Annotated in this window: 17 protein-coding genes and 1 pseudogene; 5 read left to right on the top strand and 13 right to left on the bottom strand. The window is 61.7% G+C overall.

Going from position 1 to position 17,365, the window contains the following annotated elements; all coding sequences use genetic code 11:
• The 6 genes and pseudogenes from I5S59_RS23800 to I5S59_RS23775 form a co-directional block, all read right to left on the bottom strand.
• Positions 1 to 461, bottom strand: a pseudogene (locus I5S59_RS23800) (4-hydroxy-2-oxovalerate aldolase); the annotation flags it as partial.
• Between the two features lie 11 nt (positions 462 to 472).
• On the bottom strand, positions 473 to 1,408 hold the full coding sequence (locus I5S59_RS23795) for an acetaldehyde dehydrogenase (acetylating) (protein WP_197878749.1): 936 nt from the start codon (positions 1,406 to 1,408) through the stop codon (positions 473 to 475).
• Between the two features lie 32 nt (positions 1,409 to 1,440).
• The gene (gene mhpD, locus I5S59_RS23790; RefSeq protein ID WP_197878748.1) at positions 1,441 to 2,235 is read right to left on the bottom strand and encodes a 2-keto-4-pentenoate hydratase; all 795 of its coding nucleotides are present in this window, start codon (positions 2,233 to 2,235) and stop codon (positions 1,441 to 1,443) included.
• Between the two features lie 28 nt (positions 2,236 to 2,263).
• Positions 2,264 to 3,133, bottom strand: coding sequence for an alpha/beta fold hydrolase (locus tag I5S59_RS23785; RefSeq protein WP_197878747.1), 870 nt, complete (start codon positions 3,131 to 3,133; stop codon positions 2,264 to 2,266).
• Between the two features lies 1 nt (position 3,134).
• A complete protein-coding gene (mhpB, locus tag I5S59_RS23780) occupies positions 3,135 to 4,097 on the bottom strand; it encodes a 3-carboxyethylcatechol 2,3-dioxygenase (protein WP_197878746.1) in 963 nt (320 codons plus the stop codon).
• Between the two features lies 1 nt (position 4,098).
• Positions 4,099 to 5,760: a bifunctional 3-(3-hydroxy-phenyl)propionate/3-hydroxycinnamic acid hydroxylase gene (locus tag I5S59_RS23775; RefSeq protein WP_197878745.1), complete on the bottom strand. Its 1,662-nt coding sequence runs from the start codon at positions 5,758 to 5,760 to the stop codon at positions 4,099 to 4,101.
• Positions 5,761 to 6,099: 339 nt separating this feature from the next.
• Between I5S59_RS23775 and I5S59_RS23770 the strand changes: the two genes are divergently transcribed.
• Entirely contained in the window at positions 6,100 to 6,915 is an 816-nt protein-coding gene (locus I5S59_RS23770) for a DNA-binding transcriptional regulator (protein WP_197878744.1), read from the top strand.
• A gap of 112 nt (positions 6,916 to 7,027) precedes the next feature.
• Here I5S59_RS23770 and I5S59_RS23765 read toward each other — a convergent pair whose 3' ends face one another.
• The 3 genes from I5S59_RS23765 to ptrR all read right to left on the bottom strand — a co-directional run bounded on the left by I5S59_RS23765 (position 7,028) and on the right by ptrR (position 9,308).
• Positions 7,028 to 7,987, bottom strand: coding sequence for an HlyD family secretion protein (locus I5S59_RS23765; protein ID WP_197878743.1), 960 nt, complete (start codon positions 7,985 to 7,987; stop codon positions 7,028 to 7,030).
• A gap of 3 nt (positions 7,988 to 7,990) precedes the next feature.
• Positions 7,991 to 8,350 (bottom strand): DUF3302 domain-containing protein, encoded by a 360-nt coding sequence (locus I5S59_RS23760; protein ID WP_197878742.1) that lies wholly within the window; start codon positions 8,348 to 8,350, stop codon positions 7,991 to 7,993.
• Between the two features lie 79 nt (positions 8,351 to 8,429).
• On the bottom strand, positions 8,430 to 9,308 hold the full coding sequence (ptrR, locus tag I5S59_RS23755) for a putrescine utilization regulator PtrR (RefSeq protein WP_197878741.1): 879 nt from the start codon (positions 9,306 to 9,308) through the stop codon (positions 8,430 to 8,432).
• Positions 9,309 to 9,411: 103 nt separating this feature from the next.
• Between ptrR and I5S59_RS23750 the strand changes: the two genes are divergently transcribed.
• Together I5S59_RS23750 and I5S59_RS23745 are read left to right on the top strand one after the other, a co-directional pair.
• Complete coding sequence (locus tag I5S59_RS23750; RefSeq protein WP_197878740.1) at positions 9,412 to 10,806, top strand: aldehyde dehydrogenase family protein; 1,395 nt, start codon at positions 9,412 to 9,414, stop codon at positions 10,804 to 10,806.
• Positions 10,807 to 10,911: 105 nt separating this feature from the next.
• Positions 10,912 to 11,808 carry a universal stress protein gene (locus I5S59_RS23745; RefSeq protein ID WP_197878739.1) on the top strand — a complete coding sequence of 299 codons (897 nt, stop codon included), beginning with the start codon at positions 10,912 to 10,914 and terminating at the stop codon, positions 11,806 to 11,808.
• A 3-nt stretch (positions 11,809 to 11,811) separates the two neighbouring features.
• Here the strand turns inward: I5S59_RS23745 and I5S59_RS23740 are convergent, their stop codons facing one another.
• From I5S59_RS23740 to I5S59_RS23730, 3 genes are all read right to left on the bottom strand, one after another.
• Positions 11,812 to 12,570, bottom strand: a complete 759-nt coding sequence (locus I5S59_RS23740) for a phytanoyl-CoA dioxygenase family protein (protein ID WP_197878738.1) — start codon at positions 12,568 to 12,570, stop codon at positions 11,812 to 11,814.
• 7 nt (positions 12,571 to 12,577) lie between these two features.
• A complete protein-coding gene (locus I5S59_RS23735) occupies positions 12,578 to 13,036 on the bottom strand; it encodes a carboxypeptidase regulatory-like domain-containing protein (protein WP_197878737.1) in 459 nt (152 codons plus the stop codon).
• 75 nt (positions 13,037 to 13,111) lie between these two features.
• The gene (locus I5S59_RS23730) at positions 13,112 to 13,933 is read right to left on the bottom strand and encodes a helix-turn-helix domain-containing protein (protein ID WP_197878736.1); all 822 of its coding nucleotides are present in this window, start codon (positions 13,931 to 13,933) and stop codon (positions 13,112 to 13,114) included.
• 387 nt (positions 13,934 to 14,320) lie between these two features.
• On the opposite strand from I5S59_RS23730, the gene I5S59_RS23725 reads away from it, so the two are divergent.
• Positions 14,321 to 14,848: a hypothetical protein gene (locus I5S59_RS23725; RefSeq protein ID WP_197878735.1), complete on the top strand. Its 528-nt coding sequence runs from the start codon at positions 14,321 to 14,323 to the stop codon at positions 14,846 to 14,848.
• A 174-nt stretch (positions 14,849 to 15,022) separates the two neighbouring features.
• On the opposite strand, the gene I5S59_RS23720 is transcribed toward I5S59_RS23725, so the two are convergent.
• Positions 15,023 to 15,868, bottom strand: a complete 846-nt coding sequence (locus I5S59_RS23720) for a site-specific integrase (protein WP_420066473.1) — start codon at positions 15,866 to 15,868, stop codon at positions 15,023 to 15,025.
• 296 nt (positions 15,869 to 16,164) lie between these two features.
• Between I5S59_RS23720 and I5S59_RS23715 the strand changes: the two genes are divergently transcribed.
• On the top strand, positions 16,165 to 17,331 hold the full coding sequence (locus I5S59_RS23715) for an NnrS family protein (RefSeq protein WP_197878733.1): 1,167 nt from the start codon (positions 16,165 to 16,167) through the stop codon (positions 17,329 to 17,331).
• Positions 17,332 to 17,365 lie beyond the last annotated feature (34 nt).

Below are 17,365 nucleotides of genomic sequence, written 5' to 3'. Positions count from 1 at the left end.
AACTTGCCCTGGGCGGCCAGCTGCTCGGCCGGGATCATGTGGCTCATCATCAAAAAGCCGACGGTGTCCATGCCCAGCTCGCGGGCGTATTCGATGTGCTGCTTCGACACGTCGGCTTCGGTGCAATGCGTGGCCACGCGTACCACCCGCGCACCGGCGTTGTAGGCAGCCTTGAGGTCATGCACCGAGCCGATGCCGGGCAGCAGCAAGGTGGCGATCTGCGCATGCTCGATGACGTCGGCCACGGCCTCGATGTACTCAAGGTCGGTGTGTTTGCCAAAGCCGTAGTTGAAGCTCGAGCCCTGCAGGCCGTCGCCATGGGCGACTTCGATCGAATCGACCTTGGCCTTGTCCAGTGCGCGGGCAATGTCCTGCACGTTCTGGATCGAGTACTGGTGGCGAATGGCATGGCTGCCGTCGCGCAGGGTGACGTCGGAAATGTAGATTTTCTTACCGTTCATGGGCGAGCTCCTCAGCCGTTGAGCATCGACAGCGCCATGCGCTCGGCGGTGGCCAAGGCAGCGGAAGTCATGATGTCGAGGTTGCCGGCGTAGGCTGGCAGGTAATGGGCGGCGCCTTCGACTTCGAGGAACACCGAGGTCTTCAGACCGGAGAAGCGGCCGTGGCCGGGAATGTTCAACGGCGCATCCTCGGGGATCACGTCGAACTGCACCTTTTGCTTGAGGCGGTAGCCCGGCACATAGGCCTGCACGGCGGCGGCCATTTCCTCGATGGAGGCTTCGACCTTGGCCTGGTCGGCGGCTTCGGAGAGCACGAACACCGTGTCACGCATCATCAGCGGCGGCTCGGCCGGGTTCATGACGATGATCGCCTTGCCCTTGGCCGCGCCACCGATCACTTCGATGGCTTTGCTGGTGGTTTCGGTGAATTCGTCGATGTTGGCGCGGGTGCCGGGACCGGCGGATTTGCTCGCAATCGAGGCAATGATCTCGGCGTAATGCACCTTGGCCACGCGCGACACCGCCGCCACCATCGGGATGGTTGCCTGGCCGCCGCAGGTGACCATGTTGACGTTCAGCTGGCCGAGGTTCTGCTCCAGGTTGACCACCGGCACGCAGTACGGGCCGATGGCCGCCGGGGTCAGGTCGATCAGGCGGATACCCGGTTTGATCGAACGCAGGAACGCGTCGTTCTTGACGTGGGCGCCGGCGCTGGTGGCATCGAAGACGAAGTCGATGTCGGCAAACGCTGGCAGACGGGTCAGGCCTTCTACGCCTTCGTGGGTCGTGGCCACGCCCATCCGTGCAGCGCGCGCCAGGCCATCGGACGCCGGGTCGATACCCACCATCGCCGACATTTCCAGGTGCTGCGCGTTACGCAGGATCTTGATCATCAGGTCGGTGCCGATGTTGCCGGAGCCGATGATGGCGACTTTTAGTTTTTTCATGGTGTTTACCTTGTCTGCACGCACGTCGCCGATTACTCGACACTGAACTCGACTGCTACCTGGCCGATGCCTTCGATGTCGGCCTCGAAGCGATCACCCGCGGCCACAGCGGCCATCGGCCCCAACGCCCCGGTGAGAATCACATCGCCCGCCTTCAGCGGCTCGCGCAGGCGCGCCATGGTCCGCGCCAGCCATACGGCAGCATTGAGCGGGTGGCCCAGGCATTCGGCACCGCTGCCCGTGGAAACGACCTCGCCGTTACGGGTCATGCGCATGCTGGCGTTGCGCAGGTCCAGGCCGTCGATGCGACGGGCCGGGCCGCCGAGCACGTAGCAACCGCTGGAGGCGTTGTCGGCCACGGTGTCGACAAAACGGATGTTCCAGTTCTGTACGCGTGAGCCAACGATCTCCAGGGCCGGCATGACCCAGCCGGTTGCGCCCAGTACGTCGGCGAACGTGGTGTCGATGCCCGGCAGGTCGCGCGCCAGAACCAGGGCAATCTCCGCCTCGATCTTCGGTTGCAGCACGCGGTTGAACGGCACCACTTCGTTGTCGCCGTAGCACATGTCGGCAAACAGGGTGCCGAAATCCGGCTGGTCGACGCCGAGCTGGGCCTGCACCTTGGGGTTGGTCAGGCCGATCTTGCGCCCGACCACGCGACGGCCGCCCGCCACGGCATGGGCGACGTTGAGGCGCTGGATCGCATAGGCGGCCTCGTCGTTGTCTTCACCGATCAGCTCGCGCAGCGGTGCGATGGCCAATGCCGACACTTCAGCCTGGCGCAAGGCGGCTGCCAGCTGGTCGAGGGTCTGTTGAGAAATGCTCATTGTGTACCTCAAATAAAGTTCACACCGCTCAATGGGTGAGGAAGTCCAGCACCATGCGGTTGAAGGCGTCCGCGTGCTCCCACTGGGCCCAGTGGCCGCAACGGTTGAACACGTGCAGGTGGGCGTTGGGCAAGCCCGCCAACAGGCGCAGGCCGGCATCCATCGGCACAAAGCGGTCATCACGACCCCAGACGATCAGGGTCTGCGCGCTGATTTCGCCCAGGCGTGGGCTGAAGTCAGGGAACTGCTTGGGATTGGCCGCCAGGCTGGCAACGAAGTTGTCCAGGTGGTCGCGGCGCGCAAGCATGTTGTCCAGACGGGTCTGGTACAGGGCGTCGGTCAGGCTGCTGGCATCGAAGACGAAGACGGTCATCATCTTCTTCAGGTTGTCGATGGTCGGCTCGCGGTACAGGCCGTTGAGCAACTTGATGCCCTCGGGCGGCATCGGCGCAAACGGGCTCGCCCCGCCGGTACCGCCGCCCATCAACACCAGTTTGCCGACCCGCTGCGGGTTGGCCAGGGCAAAGGCTACAGCGCTGTGGCCGCCCATCGAGTTGCCGATCAGGTGCACACGGTCCAGGTCCAGCACATCCAGCAGGCCTTTGAGCGCGCGGGCGTTGAGGTCCGAACGCGAGCCGGTGCAGACGATCGGGTCGCTTTTGCTCCAGCCAGGGCAGTCCATCAGGATCACCCGGTAACCGGCATTGGTCAGCGGCTCGATGTTGCGGTTGAAGTTTGCCCAACCGCTGGCGCCAGGACCGGAGCCGTGCAGCATCACCACGGTTTCGGCGCCCTGGCCGATATCGTTGTAGTGCAGTTGCAGGTCGAGGTCGCCTTCGCTGATACGGGCGAAACGGCTGGTTGAAGCTTCGGTCGGTACGGCAGTGACAGTCGTCATGTCAGGCATCCTTCAACGGTGAGCATTCAGGGCGGGCCGCGAGCGCGCCAAACCCGGCGATCCACTCGGGGATCGGGCGGTAATAGCGGTCGCAGGCGTGATAGGGGCCGAACGCCGACAGCGCAGCGAACGCGGCGACCCAGGTTTTCACTTCATGGGTGGACTTGCCGGCCAGCCTCGACAGCTCGGCATTGCCCAGGCTGTCGAGGTCGCTGATACGGCCACTGGCCAAGGTGTCGAGGAACCCCTGGTCCCAGGCCGGGTTCAGCGGATGCAGAGAGCCCTGGTCTTCGACAAAACGCCGGGCCGCCTGAATGACGCGCTGCTGACGCGCCTCGCGCTCGTCGGCCGGCAGATCACGGCCACTGCCCATCAGGCGGTCGGCCATACGGGCATCGACATGGGCCAGTTCCGGCACCGGCGGCTGGTGCGACAGGCCACCAGAACCGATAAACAGCACGCGCTTGTTCAGGGTGCCGGCATAACGGCCGATGGCCTCGCCCAGCAAACGTGCGCGCCGGAAGCTCGGCAGCGGCACCGCCACCGAGTTGATGAACACCGGAATCACCGGGCACCGGTCAATTCCACCGAGCAGCAGTTCAAGTGGCTGGGCAAAACCATGGTCGACCTGCATGCAATACGACACAGCTGCGTCCACGCCGGCATCCAGCACCGCATCGGCGCAGCCTTCAGCCAGCGCCTTGGGCACATCAAACGGGCCTGCAGCGGTGTCGAAATCGCCAATGGCGTTCGCCGCCATACCGATGCAGAACGACGGCATCACGTCATAGAAAAAGCCGTTGTAGTGATCCGGTGCAAACAGGATCACCAGTTCCGGCGCAAACGCTTCGATCTGCGCCCGTGCACGGGCGACGACGCTATCGACCTCCTCCAGCACCGCGGGCGCCGGGTCGACGTAGCCCACTAACGGGGTATGGGACAGGCATTGCACCAAGGCACTCATCTCAAGCCACCTTGCTGGCAACGGGCTGGACGACCGGCATTGGCGTCGCGCGCAGTGCATGGGCCAGCGCATCACAGGCCTTGCCGAGCGTTTGCGGAATCGCCACTGCGGCGACAAAGCGATCCGGGCGCAACAGGGCGATGGAGAGCGGATACCGACCGAACCATTCCTTGAGCCGGCCGCTACGGTCGCCGACGCGTATCACGCCCTCGGCCACTTCCCGCTCGGCTTGCATTTGCACGTCTGGCAGCACTTGAATAAAGCGCGTACCCAGGCGACGCCAGAACGCCACTTGCTCGGCCGTCAGGCCCCAGGTCGGATCGCTGCCCCAGGCGATGATGGCGAAATTGCTGCCGATCACATCGTCGAGCAACACCTGTTGCCCTTCATCCGTCAGCACCTTGGGCTGGATGAACATGCGCCCGACCGGTGAGTTGGCGATTGTCGGTGCACTGGCCACCAATGCACCGCTGGTGTACTGCGGCATCGGCTTGAAACGCATTTCGAGGAAGTAGCGTTTGACCGGTGGCAGGTAGTTGAGCAGCCAGGAAATCCCGTCGCGCAAGATCCCCTGCCAACGCTTCGGCGGCGCCAGCACATGGCCGGCCATCACCGACAGGTTGATCATCGCCTTGGCGTGGTCGCGGCGTTCCTGCTCGTAGGTGTCGAGCAGGCCTTCACCGGCCAGGCCTTTGACCACCAGCGCGAGTTTCCAGGCCAGGTTGCTGGCATCGCGCATGCCGCTGTTGTACCCCTGCCCTTGCCACACCGGCATGATGTGCGCGGCGTCGCCGGCGAGCAGGATGCGTTGCTTGCGGAACTCGCCGGCCAGGCGGGCGTTGTGGGTGTAGACACGGCTGCGGATCAGCTCGACGTTGTCCGGGTCTGGCAACACTTTGGCCATCAGCTTGCGCATGTTCTCCGGTTTGCTCAGTTCAGCTTCGGTCTCGCCGGGCATCACCATGAACTCGAAGCGGCGTACGCCATGCGGCAGCGCGGCGGAGACATACGGACGTACAGGGTCGCAGCACATGTAGACATGCGGCGTGCCCAGCGGGTCATTGGCGATGTCGACGACTATCCACTGGTTGGGCGCAGTCTTGCCGTCGAAAGCGATGTCCAGGGTGCGGCGGATGTAGCTGTTGCCGCCGTCACAGGCCACCAGGTACCCGGCACGAATCGATTCGCGCACGCCGCCAGGGCCGTCCACGTAAAGGGTGACGCCCTCTGCATCCTGGCTGAATTCAGTCACGTCGCGGCTGAACAGCGTGCGCACATTGCCAAAACGCTGCAGGCCTTTGAACAGCACGGCATCGACCTGAGGCTGAATGAAGGCATTGCGCCGCGACCAGCCGAATTCATCGGTCATCGGCTGGATGTCGGCGAAGCAACGGCCCTTGGGGGTCAGAAAACGCATGGCGTGCCACGGCGTGGTATGCGGCAATACCTGATCAACCAGGCCCCGGGCCTGCACGGCCCGTAGCGACTCGTCGTCGATGCCGATGGCACGCGGGTAGTCGATCAACTGGTCGAGCTTCTCGACCACCAGGACGTCAATGCCGACCTGGCCGAGGTAGTTGGCAATCGACAGGCCGACCGGGCCGGCGCCGAGTACCACGACTTGAGCGGTGTAATCAGTGGTAGGAGATGGAGTCGTTTTCATTGTTTTCACCATTTGCAGCAGCGTCACGCCACCCGACCAGCCGAATTCAGGCAAGCCGGGGCCAACCCTCGGCGTTGAGTGCAACGCAGGGATGACAGCGATTCAAAAGTTGAGAGAGCGGTGTTCCTGCTCAGGCGTCGCAGGAATTACCAGGCATGCCGCTCAGGCGGAGCGTCGGGCATGCAGAGGGCGCAGGCATGGTTCATGGGAGGTCTCCCCGAAGGGTCGTCGTTATTGTTGGGCCTAGTATATGAACGGCGTTTCTTGCCCTACAATGAAAAACACTCCTGCTGTGCACTATGTGCACAGCATTGTTTTTAATGGTTTTTTTGGTGATTTATGAGCACTGGCAGCGAGTCTGAGTACAAAACCGTGCGGGGACTGACGCGCGGTTTGCAGCTGTTGAACACGCTGAATCGACTCAGTGGCGGCGCCACACCCACTCAGCTGGCCGAACTGACCGGCCTGCACCGCACCACCGTCCGGCGCCTGCTTGAAACGTTGCAGGACGAAGGCTATGTGCGCAGGAGTGAGTCCAATGACAGCTTTGGCTTGTGCCTAAAGGTGCGCGAGCTGAGCGAAGGCTTTCGTGACGACCTGTGGATCTCTGCCCTCGCCGCCCCGTTGCTGGCGGAGTTGCTGCAGGAGGTCGTGTGGCCCACCGACCTGTGCACCCTGGATGTCGACAGCATGGTGGTACGCGAATCGACCCACCGCTTCAGTCGCCTGTCGTTTCACCGTTCCATTGTCGGCCGGCGCCTGCCGATCCTGATGACCGCTACCGGCCTTGCCTATCTGGCCTTTTGCCCGGAGGCAGAGCGCGAACGGATCATCGAGTTGCTGGCCAGTCGCGACGATGAAGAAAGCCGCCTGGCACGCGACCCGGTGGCGCTGGACAACCTCCTGCGTAAAACCCGCCACCGTGGCTACGGCGAGAATTACGCGGCCTGGTTCCAGGAAGAAAAGATCGCCTCGATTGCCGTGCCGATCCGCGGCAGGCAGCAATTGCTCGGCTGCCTGAACCTGGTCTATGTGGCCAAGGCGATGACCATCGAGCAAGCCGTTGCCCGCTACCTGCCGGCGTTGCAACGCACCGCGCAACGTATCGAGCAGGAGGCCAATGAGCCTGCCGAAGTACTGCCTGAACTCCCGTAGATGGGGCTATTTCGCGGGTAAACCCGCTCCCACAGGGTCGGTGCAAGCCTCAACTGTGGGAGCGGGTTCACCCGCGAAAAACGATGACGCGGTACAACAGAAGACGCCTACCTCAATGGAACGGGAAGATATAGTTCATCCACGCCGCCATGCGCAGCAATATCTTGCGCATCACCCCGACGTGTTCGAAATGCTTGCTGTAGACCGCTGCCTGGCCATAAGCACCGCCTGGCATCTGGTCACGGTAGGGCTCAAAGGCCGGGTCGGTGATTTCGATAATCACCGGCACCCGCCCCGGTGGCGGCGATCCGGTGTAGCTGATCATGGTGCCGGACGGCTGCACCTGCCCTTCACCGATCGCCTCGATGACCGTTTTCACCTTGCCACTGAAGACCTTGCCGGGAATGCCGTCAAACGCCACTTCGGCGTCATCGCCGACGACCAGCCGCAGCAGGCTGTTCTGGCGCATCCACGCCGCAAAATACTGGCCTTCCTGGGGAATGAACACCATCGACGGCCGCAACGGCAGTCGCGTCGCCATCATCCCCGGACGCAGCGAAACGTGGGTCACGTAACCCTTGCTGGGTGCACGAACCACAGTGTTGTCCAGCTCGAACTGGGCATTGTCGATCTGCGCTTCCAGGTCATCAACGCGCGACATGGCTTGTTCCAGCTCGCGGCGTGTGCCGAAGTTGCGCTTGATCAGCTCGCTGATCCTCGACAGGTCGCCCCTGGCAGCCATCTGCTGGGCCTTGAGCGACTTCAGCTTGAACTCGAACGGTGCCGGGTCGATGCGAAACAGCACATCGCCCTTCTCCAGCATACGGTTGCCTTGAACCGGCACCTCGATGACTTTGCCGGTCACCACCGGGACCACCGGCACCGAGACAAAATAAGAACGCGCCACCTCTGAATAGGGATGGTTGTAGTTCATGGTGAAGATCAGCGCACCGATCAGGATCACGCCGCCCAATACGGCGGTCGGTACGGTCCATTTGTTCAGCGGGATGCGGAAAATCTTGAAGATGGCAACACAGATCGAGGCGTAGGTCAGGATCAGTAACAAGTCCATGGGTCAGATCCCTCCGCCCGCGTCGTGGTTGTTCCCGGGCCTGGACTGGCCGGCCTCCAGGTGCTCGATGCGGTGCTTGAGTTCCAGGATCTGGCGTTCCAGGTCCGCTACCGGGCTTTGCGGGCCACCGGTGCCGATGCCCCAGCCACGGTCCTCGCGGTAGAGCATCGCCCAGATCCACAGGAACGGCCACAAGGCGTGCAGGGTGAACAAGCTCACCCAGCCGGTGGCGTGGATCGCATCTTGATGGGGGTGGTTACGGTGTACCGCAATCTCATAGGGGATGTCGTGAAGTACGATGATGCCGTAGAACAAAACCAACCCGACAAAAATCAACACGCCTAACGCAAAGTAATCAAGCATGACCGCTCCGGCTTTCGAGGTGATGGCAATGGCTTGAGTTTAGACAAACCATGCGGACACACCGGGCGATTTCGCAGGCTTATGCGGCGCAACTTTTCTCGCTGCGGGTCTCAAGCAGTTGTACAAAACTCGACAGGCTCTGGGACACGGTTCCGCGCCGCCAGACCAGCCACGTATGCAGGTAGCGGAAGTCCTCGGACAACGGCCAGACGCTGACCGTGGCACACCCCGGCATGCTCTGCAGCATGCTGCGCGGCATCAGCGCAAGACCGGCGCCGGCGCTGACGCAGGCAAGCATGCCGTGGTAGGACTCCATCTCGTAGATCTTGCTCGGCACCGCTGCATCGGTACTGAACCAACGCTCGAAATGATGACGGTAGGAGCAGTTGGAACGGAACGCATAGATGTTCTCGCCATTCACGTCCCGGGCGCGGCTGACCGGCCTGTGGTTGAGGGGCGCAATCAGCACCATTTCCTCCTCGAACACCGGCACCCCGTCCAGGGTCGGGTGCAGCACCGGACCGTCGACAAACGCCGCCACCAGGCGTCCGGACAACACCCCTTCGATCATGGCGCCGGAGGGCCCGGTGGAGAGGTCCAGTTCGACCTTGCTGTACTGCTGGTTGTACGCCGCCAGCAGCGCCGGGATTCGCACGGCTGCCGTGCTTTCCAGCGAGCCCAGGGAAAACGGCCCCTGGGGCTCCTCGCCGGCCACTGTCATGCGCGCTTCCTCCACCAGTGCAAGGATGCGCCGGGTGTAATCCAGAAAGGTCCAACCGGCTGGCGACAGACGCAAACGGCTTTTCTCGCGGATGAACAACTCCACGCCCAGGTCGGTTTCCAGCTGCTTGATGCGCGTGGTCAGGTTCGACGGCACCCGGTGAATATGCTGGGCGGCCACACTGATGCTGCCGTGCTCGGCCACGGCTTTGAAGATTTCCAGCTGAACCAGATCCACACCATTCTCCAAACGTGAATGAAAGGCTCATTATTATTCAGTTTCCACAACATGCACAGCCCTCTACGCTGGCGTCATTCCACATGCCTTGCAGGACCGTGCCATGACTGCGTTTTCCAGCCACACCCATGCTGTATCGATCAACCCCGCCAACGGCGAAGCCATTGGTCACTACCCGTATGCCACCGAAGCGGAGCTGGATGCAGCCCTGGCACGGGCTGCAACCGGTTACGCCGCCTGGCGCCGTACGCCTGTCGACGCCCGCGCCAGCCTGATCCTTGGCCTGGCCAGCAAAATCCGCGACAACGCCGAAGCCATGGCGCACATGATCACCCTGGAAATGGGTAAACCCCTGCCCCAGGCCCGTGGTGAAGTCGAGAAATGCGCACAACTGTGCGAATGGTACGCAGCCCAGGGCCCAGGCATGCTCAGCGCCGAATCGACCCTGGTTGAAAACGGCAAGGCGCGTATCGAGTACCGCCCACTCGGCCCGATCCTTGCGGTGATGCCGTGGAACTTCCCGGTCTGGCAGGTACTGCGTGGCGCCGTACCGGCCTTGATCGCCGGCAACACTTACGTGCTCAAGCACGCCCCGAACGTCATGGGCAGCGCCTACCTGCTGCTCGACGTCATCAGGCAGGCCGGATTGCCTGAAGGTGTGTTCGAACTGATCAACGTCACCCCGGACGGTGTGTCCCAGGCGATCAAGGACCCGCGCATCGCCGCCGTGACCCTGACCGGTAGCGTGCGTGCCGGCATGGCCATCGGGGCTCAGGCCGGTGCGGCGCTGAAAAAATGCGTGCTGGAACTGGGCGGTTCCGACCCGTTCATCGTGCTCAACGACGCCAACCTCGACGAAGCGGTCAAGGCGGCAGTCGTTGGCCGTTTCGCCAACACCGGGCAAGTGTGCGCCGCCGCCAAGCGCCTGATCATCGAACAAGGTGTGGTCGAAGCTTTTACCGAGAAGTTCGTAGAAGCCACCCGCCAGCTGGTCATGGGTGACCCGCTGTCCGCCAAGACCTACCTGGGCCCAATGGCGCGCTTCGACCTGCGCGACGAGCTGGACGAGCAGGTCCAGGCGACCCTGGCCGAAGGCGCAACCCTGCTGTTGGGCGGGCGCAAGGCCGACGGTGCCGGTAACTTCTATGAGCCAACCGTGCTGGCCGATGTAACCGACCAGATGACCTCGTTCCGTCAGGAGCTGTTCGGCCCGGTCGCCTCGATCATCACCGCCCGTGATGCCCGCCACGCCCTGGAGCTGGCCAACGACAGCGAGTTCGGCCTGGCGTCGACTCTCTATACCCAGGACCTGGAACTGGCTGCGCAACTGACTGAAGAACTGGACACCGGCGGCGTGTTCATCAACGGCGTCTGCGCCTCCGACCCGCGCGTCACCTTTGGCGGCGTGAAGAAGAGTGGTTTTGGCCGCGAACTGTCGCACTTCGGCGTGCGCGAGTTCTGCAACGCCCAGACTGTGTGGCTGGATCGCCGCGGCTGAGTGACCGGCGGTAAGCTGGCGCCGGTGCAGGTTCCGGGAGCGTTGCAGGCAATGGGCTAAACTCAAGCTCGGGGGCTGGCAATGCAACGCGACCGGAGGTGCACCATGAGCCAGTACCAACGCCTGTTCCTGATGGTCGGCGCGCACACGCGCCACACCCCGGCACTGGAGCGCGCCGCTGCCCTGGCCCACGCTACCGGTGCCACCTTGCATATCTGCGCCATTGTCGAGGAGTTCGATACCCTCGGCCTGCTCAGCGGTGATGAACACCTGAACGAGAACCGCGTTGAGGACAATCGCCAATGGCTGGCCGACGAGGCCATGCTGCTGCATGAAAATGGCATCCGGGTCAGCACCGAGGTGATCCTCACCCGTGATGTGGTGCAGGCCGCCCTGGAACAAGTGGCCGATATCGAGCCGGACCTGCTGATCAAGGATGTACAGCACGAACCCACCTACAAACGCCTGCTGTTCACGCCGGTGGACTGGCAACTGCTGCGCGAGTGCCCCTGCCCGGTACACCTGGTCAGTGCCGTGCACTGCCCATTGCCACGCGTTGTGGTAGCGGCGGTTGACCCGACTCATCCCGACCATCCGCACAACGACCTCAACGAACGGGTCATCCAGGCGGCCAGTGAGCTGGCTCAACAGTGCAACGCCGAACTGCACCTGCTGCACGTCTGCGACAGCGCCCACACCCATATGGCTGATTTTGGCGCCGGCACGGTGACCATGCCGGGGTTTGGCGGTGACGTGCGCAAGTCGATCCACAAGGTCTTCGAACACCTTGCCGAACGCCATGCCGTGCCGCCAGAGCGCCAGCACTTTCTCTCGGCGCCGATCACCCGCAGCATTGCCGACTTTGTCGCCCACAGCCGCACGGACGTGCTGGTGATGGGCAACCACCCGCGCAAATTGCTCGAACGCCTGATGGGCAGCACCACGGAACACGTGCTCGACCACACCTTGTGCAATGTGTTGGCGGTCAAGGCGGTGGCCTGATGCTCAGTCGTATTCCGCTTCCGCATGCTCGCCGAGCAAACGCCGTTGCCGCGGCGTGGCGGCGGCGAGCACGGCCGGGTTGAACTGCCAGTACAGGTACGGCGAGAACTTCTGCGCGATCATGCGGCGGCCATAGTGCACCTGCAGCATTGAACGGGTGCGGTCTACGCTGCGATTGTCGCTGCCGCCATGCCAGAGTTCGCTGCGAAACATCAAGGCATCTCCGGCTCGACAGAGAATGCTCTGCGCAGCCTGCCCCTGCCACTGCTGCTCCCCCGCCGCCGGCCGACGCCCTGCCCGGTGGCTACCGGGCAGCACCTGGGTCGGACACAACTCACTGTCGATGTCGTCCAGGTAGAACTGCACCGTACAGATCTGCATCGGCAGCTCGAAGTCAGCGTCGGCCAACCAGGCCTGCGGCAGCTCCATCGCCAGGTAATCCAGGTGCAATGCCATGCCCTGGTAGCCAGGGTGGCTGCGCCAGGCCGTCTGGCCAATGATGTGACAGTCATCACCCAGCGCCGCTTCTGCCAGCTCGATAACCCCGGGCAGGTCCAGATAAGCCAGCCACAAGGGGTCGCGGTTGAACACACACTTGTAGTGTTCCAATAGTCCGTTGTAATCCCAATGCTGAGGCGTGAGCGTGCTGATCGCTGCCTTCAGTTGCTCAACCTGGCCGGGCTCGAGCACCCCGGGCAAGAGCAGAAAGCCGTCACGGTGCAAGGCGCTCAGGCCCAGGCTCAGCAGTGCATGCGCTTCCATGGCCGGCCTATTCGCGCCAATGTAGGTTGACCTCGACCGGCTGGGTGCCGTCGATCACCACCTTCTGTCGTTGTTGCTCACCATTGAGGTTGGCCAGTACCTGGTAATGGCCGTTGGGCAACTTGGCATAGAGCATCGGGCCGACGTCTTGCAGGGTCAGCACAGGCTGCCCGGTGGCGGATTCGACACGCACTTCGGCGCCGCTCTGGTACTTGTTGTCCGCACCTGATGACAGGGTGATGTGCAGGTTGTAGCCACGGGTCTGTTGCATCGCCCGCGACTCGTCGATGCCGATGCCGCCTTGCAGGTAACTGATGCCGTTCTGCTCACCGGATTGCAGTTTAACCGCGGACATGTCGACAGGTTCTTCTTCAGTCAGTGGCTGCGCCGCCCACGCCGGCGTCACACTGAACACGGCCAACACCAGGGCCAGACCACGCAGAACACGGTTCGGATAGCTGTTCATGGCTTGTCTCCAGCATGGATCCAGCCCCTATTATCCGCCCATCCTTCCAGCCAGGCGGCGGGGCTGACACGCGGCTCAGCCCTGACGCAGCCAGTCGATGAAGCGGGCAAACAGTTCGGACTGGGAGTTGATCTCAAGCTTGAGGTAAAGGTTTTTGCGGTGCATGCGTACGGTTTCGGGCGAAATCTTGAGCTCGGCGGCCGTGGACTTGACCGAGTGCCCGCGCAGGATCATGTGCGCCACCTCGCGCTCGCGGTCGGTCAATACCTGGCTGCCAAAGCTTTCGAACGCCGCCTGGATGCTGTTGAGCCCTGACTCGGCGCTGCCGGGCGCAAGCCCGTGGCGGGCGTATCGGGCCAACAGGTCGCGCACCATCGGCTCGACCGCACGCAGCAGATTGACCTGCTCGGTGCTCAGTCGCGTGCCGCTGCAGCCCTGGAACAGGCTCAGAGAGAGTTTGCGGGCATCGCCGATATCGGCGATGAAATAGCTGTCTTCGCTACAGCCGGTGCCCAGGTAATAGGTTTTGTAGTAGTCACTGTCGAAGAAATTGTCTGGCGCGATGTCTTCGAGGTGGTAAAAGCCTTGGGCCAAGCCGTTTTCCACCGCCAGGCAGAAAGGGTCAAGCAGATAACCCGCTGCAAAATAGCGGTTGAGCACCGCATCGCGGTGCTGCTCGGGAATACCTTGCTGATACAACAGCTGCGGCGCCTGCCCCCGGCACTCCAGGCTGATCATCATCGACTCGACCGCCACCAGTTCGCTGATGGCCGCAGCCAGGTGCACCAGGGCATCTGGCGCTTCGACATGCGCGCAGGCTGCCTGCAATGCCGCATGCCAGCGCTGCAGGGCGTTGAAAGACAAGGTGATCGGGGTGTCCAGGGAGGTTTGGGTCATGCCCGGCAGTCTAACGGTTGCTGCACATGACCGCACCTTCGCGTCTAGAAATTCGTGTGTATCTTGAGGTCCGCAGGTCGAGTATGGCCTTCCCCCTCAAACTTGAACCTCAATACAGTCCTTCCCGGCTTCTGCTTAAGCAAAACTTTGCCGGATCTGTGATCGCTGATCGATATTGGCCCACACCAACGGTGTATCGCGCAGGTTTTGCCGCGGGCGTTGCTTTAGAGAAAACCAAATGCGGTTGTAATGACTGGCAGAGGGCGTAATCGAAAACTTTCTGGAGGGGCAGCCCAGCGATATATCAACTGATAAGTCTACTAGTTGAGAGCCAGAGTGTGCAGGCGCAAAATCAAACCTCAATCCAATCGCTACAGGTTCCAAAAAATGTCTAACGACTTCCCTCTTGAATTCCGTGTAACCATACATCCAACTTCTACTTCGATACCCGTCAAAAACCCACATGCATTGTTCACCAAATACAAGGCAGGCGACATAATCAAAAAAAATGAAAGCGGAGCAACACACGATTTAGAAGTAATCAACAAGGAAGTCCTTTACCGCTGGGGCTCCACTCAAGAACGCTATCTGTTTGACATGGGCGTCAAACAATTAGATCAACCCTGCCATGTTGATGAAAAGTCTTTCAATGCACCCGCCGACAACCATCTTAATGCACATTTAAAATATTCAATTGTGGATGAGGAAGACCGTGCACTAGACTTCCCCATTCCTGATATTCAAGCCATTCAGCGCATGCTTGAAAAAGGCGATAAAATCTACACAACCACCGAGAAACTTCAAATCACATCAACAATCATCAAGCATGAAGAAGTTCACACTTCAGGACCAGGCGGTTCCCTGAACATTCTGCTAAAAACTTTCGTCGACGTAAATAAAACACCTAAGCCTTAACGCAATTAATAGCGTTTTGCCGCCGCACGACTGACTTTTCAAGCGTCAATCGCAGCAAGAACCAGGGTTTTGCCCTGGTTCTTGCGCGCCGCGACACCCCGTCTTTACATAACCGAACTGGCGTTCAAAGCGATTATAGGCGGCAGTACCTTCGACATGATGTTCGAACGTTGCCTAGTAATCGTAGCGATCCACGGCCCGGCGCCGCTCGTTGTCGTCGCGCATATCGTAGTTGGCGGTGGTCTGGATGTTGGTGTGGTGCGCCAGCTTCTGGGCAATCGACAGGTCGTGCTCTTCAATTACTCGGGTAATGAACGAGCGACGAAAATCGTGGGGCATGATTTTCACCCCGACCTGGGTGCCGCGCTGACGGGCGATGTAATAGATCGCATGCTTGGTGATGCGCTCCCGGGTGATGTGGCTGCCGCGCCGGATACGGTTGAACAGGAAGTCATCGTCGGCCTGGCCTTCGGGCAGGTGCTCACGGCGAAAGGCCAGCCAGGCATTGAGCTTTTCAAACGCCCAGGTCGGTGCGTACTTGATCAGTTGCTTGTTGCCCTTGCCCAGCACCTGCAGGCTGCGCTCGTTGAAGTCGACCTGGGCCAGGTCGAGGTTGACCGACTCGGACTTGCGCATGCCGGTGCCATACAGCAAGGCAATCACCGCAGCATCGCGCAGGCCCTGCGGCCGCGGGTCGGCGGCACAGGCGTCCATCAGTTCACGGATCAGGCTGCGCTTGAGGTTTCGCCCGCTGGGCAGGCGCGAACCTTGCGTGGGTTTCACGGTGCGGATGCGCAGCAACTGTTCCTGATCGATCAGACCCAGGCGCCAGGCTTCGTTCATCACCCCACGCACAGCGTTGACGTACAACGACGAGGTATTGGGTGCGTAACCATCGGCCCGCAACGCCGCCACCAGCGCAGTGACATGGCCCGGTTCAAGCTGGTGCCAGGGCACATCGCTGATGTCGCAATCCTCAAAGCCCAAGCGGTCGGCGGCGTCCTGGAGGATGTACTTCATGGTCAGCTGACTGGAAGGCGCCAGGCGGGCGAGGTATTGCAGCAAGGGGTTGTGCAGTGAATCGGGCAAAGCGGTAATCCTGTAAAGCTGGACAGAGGTCAAAATGACCCTATATGCGTCATTATGACTCGAATCGTTTCAGGTCAAAATGACCTGAATCATGACCATGGCCTTGATTGGCAAGCCATTTATACCTGGCATGGTTCGTGATGGTACCTCATCAGTCCCATTGGAATCGATTGAGGGCAATATCATGGCCACCTCGTTCAATCGCACACAACACAAGGAAAACGCCTATGTTCCGGATTGAGCAATTGCCTGTCTGGCGCCTTGGCTTTCGTCCCTTCTTTCTTGCCGGCGGGGCTTTTGCCCTGTTGGCGGTATTGCTCTGGGCCTTGTGGTTGGCTGGCGCCGTGCACCTGCAACCGACAGGCGGCATGCTGGCCTGGCACCGCCATGAAATGCTCTACGGCTTCGGCGCAGCGATCATTGCCGGGTTTCTGCTAACGGCGGTACAGAACTGGAGCGGCCTGTCCGGGATCAAGGGCTGGCCGCTGCTGGCACTGGCAGTGATCTGGCTGCTTGGCCGCCTGGCCTGGTTCAGCGCCCTGCCCTTGCCCGCACTGGTGCTGCTGCAGGCCGCCTTTATGCCGTTGGTGGCGATTACGCTGGCAAAACCTATCATTGCCCGCCGATTGAAAAACAACTACCCGATCATTGTCATGACCCTGCTGCTCGGTGCCTGCCAGTGGCTGACGCTCGCCGGTCTGCTACAAGGCGATGAACTGCTGCAGCGCCGCGGCGCGCTCGCCGGTTTGTGGCTGATGGGCGCGTTCCTGACGGTGATCGGCGGACGCGTCATTCCCTTTTTCACCCAACGTGGTTTGGGGCTCGCCGCCCAAGCGCCGGCCAGACCCTGGCTTGAACGCCTGACGCTGCTCAGTAGCCTGGCCGTCGCCCTGCTCACCGCCGCCGGACTGAGCGATTCATCCAGCCGTGCAATGGCCGGCGTTTTCGTGCTGTTAACCGCGCTGCACGGCCTGCGCCTGTGGCGATGGTTTACCCCCCGTGTCGCCAGCGTACCGTTGCTGTGGTCGCTGCACCTGGCCTACCTGTGGTTGTTGCTGGCAAGTCTGGGCATGGCTGCCTGGCACCTGGGCGTACCGCTCAACCCCAGCCTGCCCAGCCATGCCCTGAGCGTCGGCGCCATGAGTGCAATGATCGTAGCGATGATGGCGCGGGTCAGCCTCGGCCACACCGGGCGCCCCTTGCAGGTACCCGCCTGCATCGTCGCATCGTTCGTGCTGGTGCAACTGGCGGCGCTGCTGCGAATTGGCCTGGTGCCGTTCAGCCACTGGGGGTTGAGCCTTTCGGCGCTGTGCTGGGTGCTGGCATTTGCCTTGTTCCTCTGGCACTACGCCCCGATCCTCCTGCGCGCGCGAGTAGATGGGCAACCCGGTTGAGGCCCACCCCGGACCAATGGGCTACAGTTGCCGG

The organism is Pseudomonas alkylphenolica, from assembly GCF_016009175.1.
GTDB classification, from domain to species: Bacteria; Pseudomonadota; Gammaproteobacteria; order Pseudomonadales; family Pseudomonadaceae; genus Aquipseudomonas; species Aquipseudomonas alkylphenolica_B.
This window is presented reverse-complemented; position numbering and strand designations above follow the sequence as displayed.